This window comes from Bacillus sp. F9_6S_D1_P_5, assembly GCF_054823925.1.
This window is the reverse complement of sequence record NZ_JBTREW010000005.1, coordinates 33,260-46,222: the sequence shown is the minus strand read 5'-3', so window position 1 is coordinate 46,222 and position 12,963 is coordinate 33,260. Positions and strand designations below refer to the sequence as shown.

The 12,963-nt window shown below is 35.3% G+C and carries 10 protein-coding genes; 7 read left to right on the top strand and 3 right to left on the bottom strand.

From position 1 onward, the window contains the following. Positions 1-544 precede the first annotated feature (544 nt). On the top strand, positions 545-3,739 hold the full coding sequence (locus ACUXEY_RS08035) for a putative mucin/carbohydrate-binding domain-containing protein (protein WP_461300438.1): 3,195 nt from the start codon (positions 545-547) through the stop codon (positions 3,737-3,739). Positions 3,740-3,785: 46 nt separating this feature from the next. Here the strand turns inward: ACUXEY_RS08035 and ACUXEY_RS08030 are convergent, their stop codons facing one another. Continuing rightward, positions 3,786-4,424 carry an NAD(P)-dependent oxidoreductase gene (locus ACUXEY_RS08030; protein WP_461300437.1) on the bottom strand — a complete coding sequence of 213 codons (639 nt, stop codon included), beginning with the start codon at positions 4,422-4,424 and terminating at the stop codon, positions 3,786-3,788. Positions 4,425-4,724: 300 nt separating this feature from the next. On the opposite strand from ACUXEY_RS08030, the gene ACUXEY_RS08025 reads away from it, so the two are divergent. The 5 genes from ACUXEY_RS08025 (at position 4,725) to ACUXEY_RS08005 (ending at position 11,289) form a co-directional block, all read left to right on the top strand. Then, positions 4,725-6,155, top strand: coding sequence for an alanine/glycine:cation symporter family protein (locus ACUXEY_RS08025; protein ID WP_461300436.1), 1,431 nt, complete (start codon positions 4,725-4,727; stop codon positions 6,153-6,155). Positions 6,156-6,487: 332 nt separating this feature from the next. Continuing rightward, a complete protein-coding gene (locus tag ACUXEY_RS08020) occupies positions 6,488-7,930 on the top strand; it encodes an alanine/glycine:cation symporter family protein (RefSeq protein ID WP_166702672.1) in 1,443 nt (480 codons plus the stop codon). Positions 7,931-8,249: 319 nt separating this feature from the next. After that, positions 8,250-9,431, top strand: a complete 1,182-nt coding sequence (locus ACUXEY_RS08015) for a NupC/NupG family nucleoside CNT transporter (protein ID WP_461300435.1) — start codon at positions 8,250-8,252, stop codon at positions 9,429-9,431. A 351-nt stretch (positions 9,432-9,782) separates the two neighbouring features. Continuing rightward, the gene (locus tag ACUXEY_RS08010; RefSeq protein WP_461300434.1) at positions 9,783-10,964 is read left to right on the top strand and encodes a NupC/NupG family nucleoside CNT transporter; all 1,182 of its coding nucleotides are present in this window, start codon (positions 9,783-9,785) and stop codon (positions 10,962-10,964) included. A 91-nt stretch (positions 10,965-11,055) separates the two neighbouring features. Next, positions 11,056-11,289 (top strand): hypothetical protein, encoded by a 234-nt coding sequence (locus ACUXEY_RS08005; RefSeq protein WP_461300527.1) that lies wholly within the window; start codon positions 11,056-11,058, stop codon positions 11,287-11,289. Positions 11,290-11,314: 25 nt separating this feature from the next. On the opposite strand, the gene ACUXEY_RS08000 is transcribed toward ACUXEY_RS08005, so the two are convergent. Continuing rightward, positions 11,315-11,821 (bottom strand): ferritin, encoded by a 507-nt coding sequence (locus tag ACUXEY_RS08000; protein WP_000949392.1) that lies wholly within the window; start codon positions 11,819-11,821, stop codon positions 11,315-11,317. A gap of 53 nt (positions 11,822-11,874) precedes the next feature. Further along, positions 11,875-12,198 (bottom strand): MazG nucleotide pyrophosphohydrolase domain-containing protein, encoded by a 324-nt coding sequence (locus tag ACUXEY_RS07995; protein ID WP_071758430.1) that lies wholly within the window; start codon positions 12,196-12,198, stop codon positions 11,875-11,877. A gap of 73 nt (positions 12,199-12,271) precedes the next feature. Between ACUXEY_RS07995 and ACUXEY_RS07990 the strand changes: the two genes are divergently transcribed. Continuing rightward, on the top strand, positions 12,272-12,850 hold the full coding sequence (locus ACUXEY_RS07990) for an LOG family protein (RefSeq protein WP_461300433.1): 579 nt from the start codon (positions 12,272-12,274) through the stop codon (positions 12,848-12,850). Positions 12,851-12,963 lie beyond the last annotated feature (113 nt).

Below are 12,963 nucleotides of genomic sequence, written 5' to 3'. Positions count from 1 at the left end.
CTTTTTTTATATGAATGATAAAATTATATTGGAAAAATTAAATGCGGGATAAAATTACTGTTTATACAGTTTGAACTCTATTTAGAAATAATATAAATATATTAAAATTCAAACGTTACAATTAATGGATTGTATTCACAAAATTGTAACATTATTCGGATTGAAAAGGCTATCAAACGAAGTAGAAAGCGTGTAGAATTCAGTTGGAAAAACTACCTATAGATGGTCATATATGAAGAAAATGTAAGTTCATATTGTTATTTGTATTTATACATGTATAGATGACAAGACCGAAAATCTTTTACTATTCTCTTTTTATGTAGACAGAGAACTCATCACAAGTAGAGAGAAGTGAGGAGGATACAGTACATAAAAATTTTATTCTGTAAGAAAGCGAATACATGGAGAGGAATGCGGTAGTAATTGATACAGGTGTGCGAGGTGTTAGTCTATTCATTAAATGTTTTTATAAAAATAATAGGATGTCTTATTAAATGAATATATAGGGTGGTTTTTCTAAATAAAGGAACAGGGGACGCAGATTATGTCGAAGAAAAAGACGAGTAGGGTATTAGTGGCTGGAATATGTATATCTACATTATTATCGCCAGTAGCTTTCGAAGCATCGAAAGGATATGCAGCACCTTTGGAAGAAAATAAAGGTGGGAAATTAGAAGAGGTTACAGAGAATAAATTTGAGCAGAGGACGTTTCATGTACCTGGAAAAGGTGATATAGAAAAGGAAACAGAACGCTTAAAAGTAACTTTTCACCTTTCGGTTAACGAACCGACTGGAATTTATGCAGCGCCAAATGAAAAGATTACAATTGAAATAAAAGGAACGCAGTCTATTCAAGCTTTTATAGGAACAAGATCATATGATGAAAAGGATCCTGAAAAGTTTGATTTAAAACCTGGTAAAAATGTTATTTCATCATCAAATGGTGGTATTTTGTATTTTTATAATATGAATGACGAAGGTGAGGTAACGGCTTCTGTTACGAATGGTGGAAGTCACTTTCCTTTGTTTATTTTAGGTAAGCATACGAAAAAAGATTTTGATGAAATGTTGAAGAAATATAAAGATCCTTATGCAGTGGAATTAAAAGGTGAGAGAAGTTTAATTACTGCGAGTTATAGTGCTGTTCAAGATCATATGAACGATACAGATCCAACAAAGTTAATGAATTTACATGATAAGATTATTCGTTTGGAAAATGCAGTAGCAGGATTATCTGAGGACGGTATTGGAGTCGTGAAATCTCCAAATCATTACGTTCAGTTCGTTGAAAAACGGAATCCGGATGAAGATGACTTTATGTTTGCAACAAATTATCATACAGCATATATTCCAAGCGCAATGAATAGAGTTTTAGATATAGAAGTGCTTGAAAAGGATGGCTGGGGACCATGGCATGAAGTTGGACATTTACATCAACAAAGGCCTTGGGACTGGGATGCTGTTGGGGAAGTAACAGTCAACATTTATTCTTTAGCAGTACAAAAAGCATTAGGGAATAAACTAGACATGGAAGAACATTATGAAAAATCATTTGAGTATTTACAAAGACCTATTGCGGAAAGAGTAATTGATGAAATTAATCCGCTTACGATGTTTTGGCAATTAAATGTAGTGTATGGAGAACATTTCTATCCTAGGTTACATCAAGCTTATCGTTTGTTACCACAGAGTGAAATGCCTACTTCTGATGAAGAGAAAAAGCAAATGTTTGTGTATATGACATCAAAAGTGGCAGGGCAAAATTTAGTTCCTTTCTTTGAGGAATGGGGATTAACGCCAAATGATGATATTAAAGCGAAAATAGAAAAATTAAAGTTACCTAAATTAGAAAAAGAAATATGGAAAGCTACAGATAGTAATGATATTCGTGAAAAGCAAGTTGAACCGTATAAAGTTCCGTATGGTGAACCTGTTAATGAGGTGCAAAACCTTTTAGTTGGTACAGATTCTGATGAGAATCAAGCAAGTAAACTAGTCCGAAACTTAGGGGAGAATGTAAAAGTAACAGGTAAGATTGTATGGTCTAAATTACAGGGTGGAAAACAGGAAGTGTTAGTAGAAATTGAGGATGAGAAGGGAAATAAAAATTCAATTCCTGTTCAAGTTAATGGGATTTATGGTGACAGTATCATTTTTCAAGGGATTTCAAATGATGTAATGTCAACAGTGACGCTTCGTCACAATGAAAAAGAGTTAAATGTAAACTTTACTAATAATAAAATACATTACCGTTTTGAAAAAGAAGAATACATGGGCTTAACGGTATATGATCGAAATGGAATTGAAAAGAAAAGTGTATTAGCAGAAGGACAAGAAACTGGAAAACGATTCGCGCTGGAACTAAATGGAGTGGATTTTGAATATGGTGATGTAGTAAAAGTATTCCACGCAGAACCAAGCCGTCTGAAATGGTACCAAAATAATAAACTTGCAGATCAAGGGGAAGCTAAAAATAAAAAAGAAAAATTCTTTAAGATTACTCCGCAAGGATTTGAATTAAAAGATAGTTTACAAGAAGTAACGGCGAAACCACAGCAAGTAGTAGTCGGAACCAACATTGAAAAGTTAGATCCAAAAGCTTTTGTTGAAGTAAAAGACGGTGAAGTAATCGGTTTTGTAGAAAAACCAATTACAACAAAAATCGGTGAACAAAAGGTAAAAGTAGAAACGAAAGATATGTTTGGAAATAAGCAAGTGACAGAAGTACCGTTAGAAGTAACATATGGAGATAGTATTGCGTATGTAGGATATAACAATGAAATCGCGTCAGTTGTAACATTAAAGCATGAAGAGAAGAAATTACATGCGACTGATATGGATGAACAAATTCATGAATACTTTGATAAAGAACAATACATGGGAATCACATTATATGATCAAAACGGAACGGAGAAACAGCGTGTAACAGCGGAAGGGCAAGAAACTTCAAAGAACTTTGCAGAGCAAGTGAATGGACTGCAGTTTGAGTATGGAGATGTAGTGAAAGTATTCCATGCAGAACCAGACCGCTTAAAATGGTATCAAAATAATAATTTTGCTGGCCAAGGTGAGAAAAAAGGGACAAAAGAACTATTCTTTAAAGTGACGGAAAAAGGCTTTGAGAGAATGGATATGTTGCAAGAAGTAAAAGTCGTGCCACAAAAAGTAGTAATCGGAACAAATAGCGAAACGTTAGACGCGAAGAAGTTTGTTGAAGTGAATGATGGAGAAGTAGTAGGTTTTGTAGAAAAACCGGATACGACAAACATTGGTAAACAAACAGTGAAAGTAGAAACGAAAGATCGTTTTGGAAACAAGAAAGTAACAGAAGTAGCTTTAGAAGTAACGTATGGAGATAGTCTTGTTTATCAAGGTCTTTACAATGATATTGCTTCAATTGTAACGTTTAATCATGAAGAAAAGAAACTACATGTAACGTATACAGATGAACAAATTCATAGCTACTTTAAAAATGAATTATACATGGGAATTACGCTATATGATCAAAATGGGATTGAGAAAAAACATGTAACAGCAGAAGGACAAGAAACTTCGAAGAATTTTGCTGAGCAAGTAAATGGAAGCTCATTCCAGTATGGAGACGTAGTGAAAGCATACCATGCAGAATCAGATCGTTTAAGCTGGTATAAAAATAGTGAGTTCGTTGGAAAAGGGGATAAGAAAAAGTTTAAAGAAATTTCCTTCAAGATTACTCCAAATGGTTTAGAACAAGTGTAATAATAGAAAAAGCTCGTAAAACATTATGTTTTACGAGCTTTTTCTATTATTCAGCTTCAGAAACAACTGTGAAGCGTTCATTTACGTGTTTTGGATTTTCGATTTCATCAAGTGCTGCAACTGCGAAGTCTTCGTAACTTACGTAGCTATCACCTTTTGAGTTAACAAGAAGATTATCTTTTCCAGCTTTGTAAGAACCAGTACGTTTTCCTAATGCGAATAGTGCAGAAGGGCTGATGAATGTCCAAGTAATATCGTTTGTTTGTTGCAGAATTTCTAAGTTTTTACCTTGGTTTTGAGCAGTTGCAAGGTATTCTTTCGGGAAACCTGGTGTATCAAATACACGTGTTGTTTTCTCTTCGTCTACAAATAAGCTTCCAGCTCCGCCAACTACAAGTAATTTTGTGTTAGGAGCACCTTTCATAGCTTCAATTAGTACATTTCCTGCATCTACGTGAAGGTGTTCTTCGCCTGCTGGAGCGCCGAATGCATTTACAACTACGTCAAATGCCTGCAGGTCATTAGATGTAAGAGAGAATACATCTTTCTCTAAAACTTTTACGTTTTCTTCTGTAATTTTTGCAGCGTTTCTTACGATTGCAGTTACTTCATGTCCGCGATCTAATGCTTCTTTTAAAATACGACTTCCTGCTTTACCAGTTGCTCCGATAATTCCGATTTTCATAATAAATCCCTCCAAAATGTTTTGTTAAAGTGTATATCTGAAAGTGAATGAATGTATTGTAATTAGGTTTGTTACAACCTGTTGTAATCATTATAGTTACAGGTTGGTATTTTTGTCAATGGGGTTGTTTGTGAATTTATTGTTTGTTTTAGTATGCGCAGTTAGAGAGAGGGCAGTCATAAAGATATTGTTACTGCGAGCCTGGCTAATATTTGGAAATTGCAAATTGTCGAAAAATGTTGATTTTTGAATGTTTTTTAAATATAATTCGTTTTATGGAGAAAAGGAGGGGTTAATTGTATGAATATTTTAGAGCAATTTGTTTCATCAACGAATACAATTCTTTGGTCATATATTCTTATTGCAATGTTAATTGGTTTAGGTCTTTATTTTTCTATTAAATTGAAATTCGTACAAATTACTCATTTAGGGGAAATGGTTCGACTAATGAGTGATGGATTAACTGGAAAGACGCGTAAAAAAGGTAGTGTATCTTCTTTCCAAGCGTTCTGTATGAGTTCAGCAGCTCGTATTGGTATCGGGAACCTAGCTGGTGTAGCATTAGCTATTTCAATGGGTGGGCCTGGCGCAGTATTTTGGATGTGGGTTATTGCGATTATTGGGGCTTCTTCAAGTTTCGTAGAAAGTACGCTTGCGCAAATTTATAAAATAAAAGATGGCAGTGGCTTCCGTGGTGGTCCTGCTTATTATATGGAAAAAGGTTTAAATAAACGTTGGATGGGAATTTGGTTCTCTATCCTTATTACAATTAGTTACGGTTTAATTTTTAACTCAGTACAAGCGAATACAGTAACATTAGCGTTTGAAAATGCATTTGGTTTAGAGCGTTATATTGTTGGTATTGCATTAGCTGCATTAGTTGCGGTTATTATTTTTGGTGGTGTGAAAAGTATTGCACGTATGTCGGAAATGATTGTTCCGCCAATGGCGCTTATTTATATTGCGGTAGCTATTTTTGTTGTCATTAAAAACTTCTATTTAATACCAGATGTGTTTACTGAAATCTTTAAAGGTGCATTCGGTTTAGATTCAGCTGTAGGTGGCGGTATCGGTGCTGCGATGAAATATGGTATTCAGCGCGGATTATTTGCGAACGAAGCAGGTATGGGTAGTGCGCCGAACGCGGCAGCCACAGCGGATGTAACACATCCAGCAAAACAAGGTTTTATTCAAACAATTGGCGTATTAGTAGATACATTCTTAGTATGTACATCAACAGCATTTATCGTACTATGTTCTGGTGCATATAAAGCAACAAATTTAGAAGGTATTGAATTAACGCAAAATGCATTAAGCTCACAAATCGGCCCATGGGCAAGTAGCTTCTTAGCGATTATTATTTTCTTATTTGCATTTAGTTCTCTTTTAGGAAACTACTATTATGGTGAAACGAATATTGAATTCATTAAACAAAGTAAAACGTGGTTAACAATTTACCGTATTGCGGTAGTTGGAATGGTATTATTCGGTTCTGTTGCGACGCTTCAAGTTGTATGGAATATGGCGGATCTATTTATGGGACTAATGGTAATCACGAACTTAATTGCGATTACACTTCTTGGGCGATTTGCGTATGCTGCTTTGGCAGACTATGTAAGGCAAAAGAAACAAGGAAAAGATCCAGTCTTCAGTGCAGATTCTATTCCTGGTTTAACGAACACAGAGTGTTGGGATAAGTCAGCAGTAACGGATAAAGAAAAAGCAGTATAATGAAAAGGCGAGCATCGAGATGAATTCGATGCTCGCCTTTTTTGTTGTAGTAAATGATGAAAAGAGTGAGAGGTAATTATTAATATAATTTTTGTTTGTTCATTCCTCTTGTTATTTGTAGGGAACGTACTGTCTTAAAAGTATGACTGGTCGAATGGGATGAGTGATTGAGTATTGGATACATGCACGTACGGGTTATATTTTTACGTAAAAAACATATATGTTAAGAGAATTAACGTAACCATGTCATAAAACCTAACATAAAGTTCTTGATTACTAAAAGTTTTTAGAATATAATTTTCTTATTGTTAGGAAGAGGGGGCAATGCAATTATGGATTTTTTAGCTAAGGTAATTGGGGATATAAATAATGTCCTTTGGTCATATGTCATTATTGCGATGTTAATTGGGTTAGGACTTTACTTTTCGTTTCGTGTGAAATTTGTCCAAGTTCGTTACTTCGGTGAAATGATTCGATTGCTTGGGGACGGGGCAAGTTCGAAAACGAGGAAAGCGCAAAAAGAGAAGAGCGGTGTATCATCGTTCCAAGCTTTTTGTATGAGTACAGCTTCTCGTGTAGGTACTGGTAACTTAGCTGGTGTAGCTATCGCAATTTCAGCAGGTGGACCAGGAGCAGTATTTTGGATGTGGTTAATCGCGGTAATTGGGGGTGCTTCTGCATTTGTAGAGAGCACATTAGCGCAAATTTATAAAGTAAAAGATGGGAATGCGTTCCGTGGTGGACCAGCTTATTATATGGAAAAAGGATTAAATAAGCGCTGGCTTGGAGCTATTTTCTCTGTTTTAATAACAGTAAGTTTCGGATTAATTTTTAACGCTGTACAGTCTAATACTGTAGCTGCTGCTTTTGATGGGGCATTCAAAACAGACAGTAGATTAGTAGGCCTTGTAATGGCTGGTTTACTTGCAGTTATTATCTTCGGCGGAGTAAAACGTATTGCACGCGCGGTTGAAATGATTGTTCCAGTAATGGCAATTATTTATGTAGCAGTGGCATTATTCGTTGTTGTAACAAACATTACGGCAATTCCGTATGTATTTAAAGAGATTTTCTTACATGCATTTGGAATTAAAGAAGTAGTAGGTGGGGGATTAGGAGCTGCGATTTTACTAGGGGTAAAACGTGGATTATTCTCAAATGAAGCAGGTATGGGTAGTGCGCCGAACGCAGCTGCGACTGCAAACGTAACGCACCCAGTTAAACAAGGTTTCATTCAAACTTTAGGGGTATTTACAGATACATTATTAATTTGTAGTTGTACAGCATTTATTATTCTTTTATCAGATGTGCATAATGCAGCTGATTTAAATGGTATTCAATTAACGCAGCAAGCATTAAGCCAACATATCGGACCGTGGGCATCTATATTTGTAGCGGTTGCCATCTTCTTGTTTGCATTTAGTTCATTAGTAGGTAACTACTACTATGGTGAAACAAATATTGAATTCTTAAATGGAAGTAAAGTGTTATTAACAGCGTACCGCATTGCTGTGCTTGGTATGGTTATGTTAGGATCTGTAGCAACAATTCAAATCGTTTGGGATTTAGCAGATTTATTCATGGGTATTATGGCTGTTATTAACTTAGTAGCAATCGTATTCCTTTCAAAGTATGCTTTCGCGGCATTATCAGATTATGTGAAACAAAAGAAACAGGGAAAAGATCCAGTATTCTATGCGGAGTCTATTCCAGGTTTGAACAATACAGAGTGCTGGGATAAGCCAGCAGTAGCTGATAAAGAAAAAGCAGTATAATGAGGTGAGCATCAAGTGAAACTTGATGCTCATTTTTTTGTTTTATTCCGCTATTTGTGAGGGTCGGTTAAAGTTTACTTTGAAATGTAAAAGACGAACATTCATGAATGTTTTATAATAAAATGTAATTTTTTTAAGAAAATTGCGGATATGAGTTGTAATTTATGTTAGAATGGAAAATGCCTTTGAAACAAGAGGTTTTATGATCTTTCCTATCCGATTGAAGGTTTTGGAGGAGAAATGGAAAGTTCGGATTATTTCTTATTTTGAGTGGTCAGACGTTCAACGTTAATGAAGAGTTAAATGGAGGATTTTATTAATGAAGTTTGTTATGTTTCCTGTAGGATTACTCGTTGTATTCATACTCGGTTTTCTTATAAGCTCCGATCGAAAGAAGATTAAGTATAAACCAATCGCAATCATGCTTGTTATTCAGCTAACGTTAAGTTATTTCTTATTAAATACGCAAGTTGGTTATATTTTAGTAAAAGGAATTTCAGATGGATTTGGCGCGCTTCTTGGATATGCGGAAGCTGGGATCGTTTTCGTATTTGGCGGTCTTGTTAATAAAGGAGAGGTTTCATTCTTCTTAACAGCGTTATTACCAATCGTATTCTTTGCCGTTTTAATCGGAATTCTGCAACACTTTAAAATTTTACCGATAATTATTCGTGCTATTGGTACGTTGTTAAGTAAAGTAAATGGTCTAGGAAAACTAGAATCATATAACGCAGTAGCAGCTGCCATTGTTGGACAAGCGGAAGTATTTATTACGGTAAAAGATCAATTAAGTAAAATCCCAAAACATCGTTTATATACATTATGTGCATCTTCCATGTCGACAGTATCAATGTCAATCGTTGGTTCTTATATGAAAATGATCGAACCGAAATATGTAGTAACAGCACTTGTATTAAATTTATTTAGTGGTTTCATTATCATTCATATTATTAACCCGTACGATATTACAGAAGAAGAAGATACACTGAAATTAGAAAATAAGAAAAAACAATCATTCTTTGAAATGTTAAGTGAATATATTATGCTTGGTTTCACAATCGCGATTACAGTAGCAGCGATGTTACTTGGTTTCGTAGCATTAATTACAGCAATTAATAGCTTGTTTGACTCAATGTTCGGAATTACATTCCAAGCTATTTTAGGATATATTTTCTCACCATTAGCATTCGTAATGGGTATCCCGCAAGCAGAGATGGTAACAGCAGGACAAATTATGGCAACAAAATTAGTATCAAACGAGTTTGTTGCGATGCTTGATCTTGGAAAAGTAGCTGGTGATTTATCAACTCGTACAGTTGGTATTCTCTCTGTATTCCTTGTATCATTTGCGAACTTCTCATCAATCGGAATTATCGCAGGTGCAACGAAAGGTATCGATGAAAACCAATCAAATGTTGTATCATCATTCGGTCTACGCCTTGTATACGGTGCGACATTAGTAAGTATTCTATCAGCGATTATCGTTGGTGTTATGTTATAAAAAAGAGGGTCCTAGCTCATAGCTAGGGCTATTTTTTATGGTAAATTTGCATGAAAAAACCAATTAATTAGGAATATATTAACATATAAAAATCTTTTAAAATTTATATTGCATTCTGGTTAGATAACGCTTACAATTTGATTTGTAGGTGGTATCAATTTCAGACTTTCAAGTATGGTAGGAGAGAAGAAGCTACCTTTTATAAATTGCAATTTATGTAAACGCTTACTGATTTTAGATGACAGTTGAATAGTATTTAGGGGTTTTAAATTTTTTTAACATCAATGGTCAGACGTCATTCGTTATACGTTATACGACCGATAACTCGTGGGAGAAGTGGAGGATTCACATATGAAAATCGTAATGTTTTTAGTTGGCTTACTTGTAGTATTTGTACTAGGTTTCCTTATCAGTTCAGATCGTAAGAAAATTAAATATAAACCAATTGCACTTATGCTTGTCATTCAATTGGTGCTTGCGTATTTCTTACTAAATACAAAGGTCGGATTTGTATTAGTAAAAGGGATTGCAGATGGGTTTGGCGCTATTTTAAAATTTGCGGAAGCAGGGGTTAATTTCGTATTTGGTGGTCTAGCAAATGATGGACAAGCACCATTCTTCTTAACAGTATTATTACCAATTATTTTCTTAGCGGTACTAATCGGGATCTTACAACACATTAAAGTATTACCGATTATCATTCGTGCAGTCGGTTTCCTATTAAGTAAAATTAACGGCTTAGGAAAACTAGAATCATATAATGCAGTAGCAGCTGCAATTGTTGGTCAAGGGGAAGTATTCATTACAGTAAAAGATCAACTAAGCAAATTACCGAAAAATCGTTTATACACACTTTGTGCATCTTCCATGTCAACAGTATCAATGTCAATCGTTGGTTCTTATATGAAAATGATTGATCCAAAATATGTAGTAACAGCACTTGTCCTAAACTTATTCAGTGGATTCATTATCGTTCATATCATTAATCCATATGAAGTAAAAGAAGAAGACGATATTTTAGAATTGCAAGAAGATAAGAAGCAAACATTCTTTGAAATGTTAGGCGAATATATTATGCTTGGTTTCTCTATCGCTGTAACAGTAGCGGCGATGTTAATTGGTTTCGTAGCATTAATTACAGCAATTAACGGTGTATTCGATTCAATTTTCGGCATCACATTCCAAAGCATTTTAGGATATATCTTCTCACCGTTAGCATTCGTAATGGGTATCCCAACATCAGAGATGCTAACAGCAGGACAAATTATGGCAACGAAATTAGTAACGAACGAATTCGTTGCGATGCTTGACCTTGGTAAAGTAGCTGGTGATTTATCAGCTCGTACAGTAGGTATTTTATCTATCTTCCTTGTATCATTTGCGAACTTCTCATCAATCGGAATTATCGCAGGTGCAACGAAGAGTATCGATGGCAAACAAGCAAATGTTGTATCATCATTCGGATTAAAACTTGTATACGGTGCAACGTTAGTAAGTATATTATCAGCGATTATCGTTGGGGTTATGCTTTAATAAATAGTAAAGAAGTCGTTTATCTCTTATTTAGGAGATGAACGGCTTTTTTATTTTGGTATGATAAATAATACAGGGAGGGAGAATGAAGTTGAAAGAAGCGGATAGTTTAAGGAAGTTTGATGAGATTATAGAGAACATTGATCAATTAACCGGAGAAGATGCTAGAACCTTTTTGAAATTCATACATGGATATTTAAGCATAGTAGAAGAAGGGGATGGAACTTTTACTAGCAGTGACTTTGTTGAAAAGGTTTCAAAGTTTTATAAGAAGGATTTGGCTAAGGTTATTGAGCTGAGAGAAGAAATAAAAAAATCACCTTAATACATTTATTAAGGTGATTGAAATACTACTCAGCTGGAGGCGTAAATGTACGTTTCTCTAATTCAGCATCTAGCATAAATAATGCGTTTGAATCGCTTGTAATACGTTTTAATTTTTGGATGATGCTATCGAATGAAGCTTCTTCTTCTACTTGCTCATCGACGAACCATTTTAAGAATGTAATTGTTGCGTGTTCACGCTCATCCCAAGCGATATCAGATAGGTTGTAAATACGTTTCGTTACTTCACGCTCGTGCTCAAGTGCTACTTCAAAAGCGTTCAGTACAGATTCATATTCGTTATTCGGATTATCAAATCCAGTAATAATAGCGCGCTCACCGCGGTCATTAATATAGTTGTAAAGCTTCATTGCGTGGAAACGCTCTTCTTCAGCTTGTACAAGGAAAAAGTTAGCGAATCCATCGTAGCTTTCGGCTGTACAGTAAGCAGCCATCGCCATATAAGCGTGGGCAGAGTAAAACTCAAAGTTCATTTGATCGTTTAGTGCGTCGTGCAATTTTTTAGATAACATAAAATCCCCCTTAGTATTGTGACAAGAATATTATACCATAATTGATAATATTCTCATTTGGATGTCTCGAACCTTTTCGAAAGCTTTGTGACGTGTGCGTCCATAATGTCTTGTAAGTCTAAATCATATTTTTGCGAAAGAATAATAAGATTAGATAGTACATCACCAAGTTCTTCTTTTAGTTCTTGTTTTAGCTCTTCTTCTGTTTTTGCTTCTTCATCAGGACGATCACGGCCAATTTCGATGGCACGAACAACGCGTGAAACTTCCCCAACTTCCTCTGTTAAGAAATTTAAGCGAATAAAGGAATTATACTGTGACCAGCTTCGTTTTTCGTAAAATTCCTCCACCCATCTTTGAAATGCGACGATATCCATTTCTTCCTCATCCCTTCAATATGCTGTACAATATTCATTGTATCATAACAATATATAGTCTTGGGGTGTAGGAATGAGAAAGATTTGTGTGTTTGCAGGTTCCAATTTAGGGGAGAGACCAGAATTCAAAGAGCAGGCAATAGCATTAGGGAAAATGTTTGTTGAAAACGATTATGAGCTTGTATACGGTGGTTCTTGCGTTGGACTAATGGGAGAAGTAGCAAATGAAGTTCTTCGTTTAGGCGGGCGTGTAACAGGTGTTATGCCGCGTGGTTTATTCCGAGGAGAAATTGTGCATACAGGATTAACAGAACTAATTGAAGTAGAAACGATGCACGAGCGCAAGGCGAAAATGGCAGAACTTGCGGATGCTTTTATCGCACTGCCAGGCGGATACGGAACGTTTGAAGAGCTATTTGAAGTAGTATGTTGGTCACAAATTGGTATACATAATAAGCCGGTTGGTTTATTGAATATAAAAGACTTTTACGGACCAATTCTGCAAATGATTGAACGCGCAGTGGAAGAAGGGTTTATGAATCCATCGAATAAAGAGTTGATCGTTTCAGCTGAGACGGCAGATAAACTAATTCATGCAATTCAAAATTATGAGCGTCCTGTTTTAGGAACGAAGTGGAAGCAGTTATCATAATACAATTTTATAGATATTTTTGGAAACACATGTCATTTTATCTTGAAAAGGCATGTGTTTTTAATTTGGTTAAATATGTTAATGTTGAGATGTAATGTTTTGGGAAAAGGAGA

Coding starts and splice junctions, on each gene's coding strand:
- ACUXEY_RS08035 (WP_461300438.1), top strand. CDS start 545: ATGTCGAAGAAAAAGACGAGTAGGGTATTAGTGGCTGGAATATGTATA.
- ACUXEY_RS07990 (WP_461300433.1), top strand. CDS start 12,272: ATGAGAAAGATTTGTGTGTTTGCAGGTTCCAATTTAGGGGAGAGACCA.
- ACUXEY_RS08000 (WP_000949392.1), bottom strand. CDS start 11,821: ATGTTATCTAAAAAATTGCACGACGCACTAAACGATCAAATGAACTTT.
- ACUXEY_RS08015 (WP_461300435.1), top strand. CDS start 8,250: ATGAAGTTTGTTATGTTTCCTGTAGGATTACTCGTTGTATTCATACTC.
- ACUXEY_RS08020 (WP_166702672.1), top strand. CDS start 6,488: ATGGATTTTTTAGCTAAGGTAATTGGGGATATAAATAATGTCCTTTGG.
- ACUXEY_RS07995 (WP_071758430.1), bottom strand. CDS start 12,198: ATGGATATCGTCGCATTTCAAAGATGGGTGGAGGAATTTTACGAAAAA.
- ACUXEY_RS08025 (WP_461300436.1), top strand. CDS start 4,725: ATGAATATTTTAGAGCAATTTGTTTCATCAACGAATACAATTCTTTGG.
- ACUXEY_RS08030 (WP_461300437.1), bottom strand. CDS start 4,424: ATGAAAATCGGAATTATCGGAGCAACTGGTAAAGCAGGAAGTCGTATT.
- ACUXEY_RS08010 (WP_461300434.1), top strand. CDS start 9,783: ATGAAAATCGTAATGTTTTTAGTTGGCTTACTTGTAGTATTTGTACTA.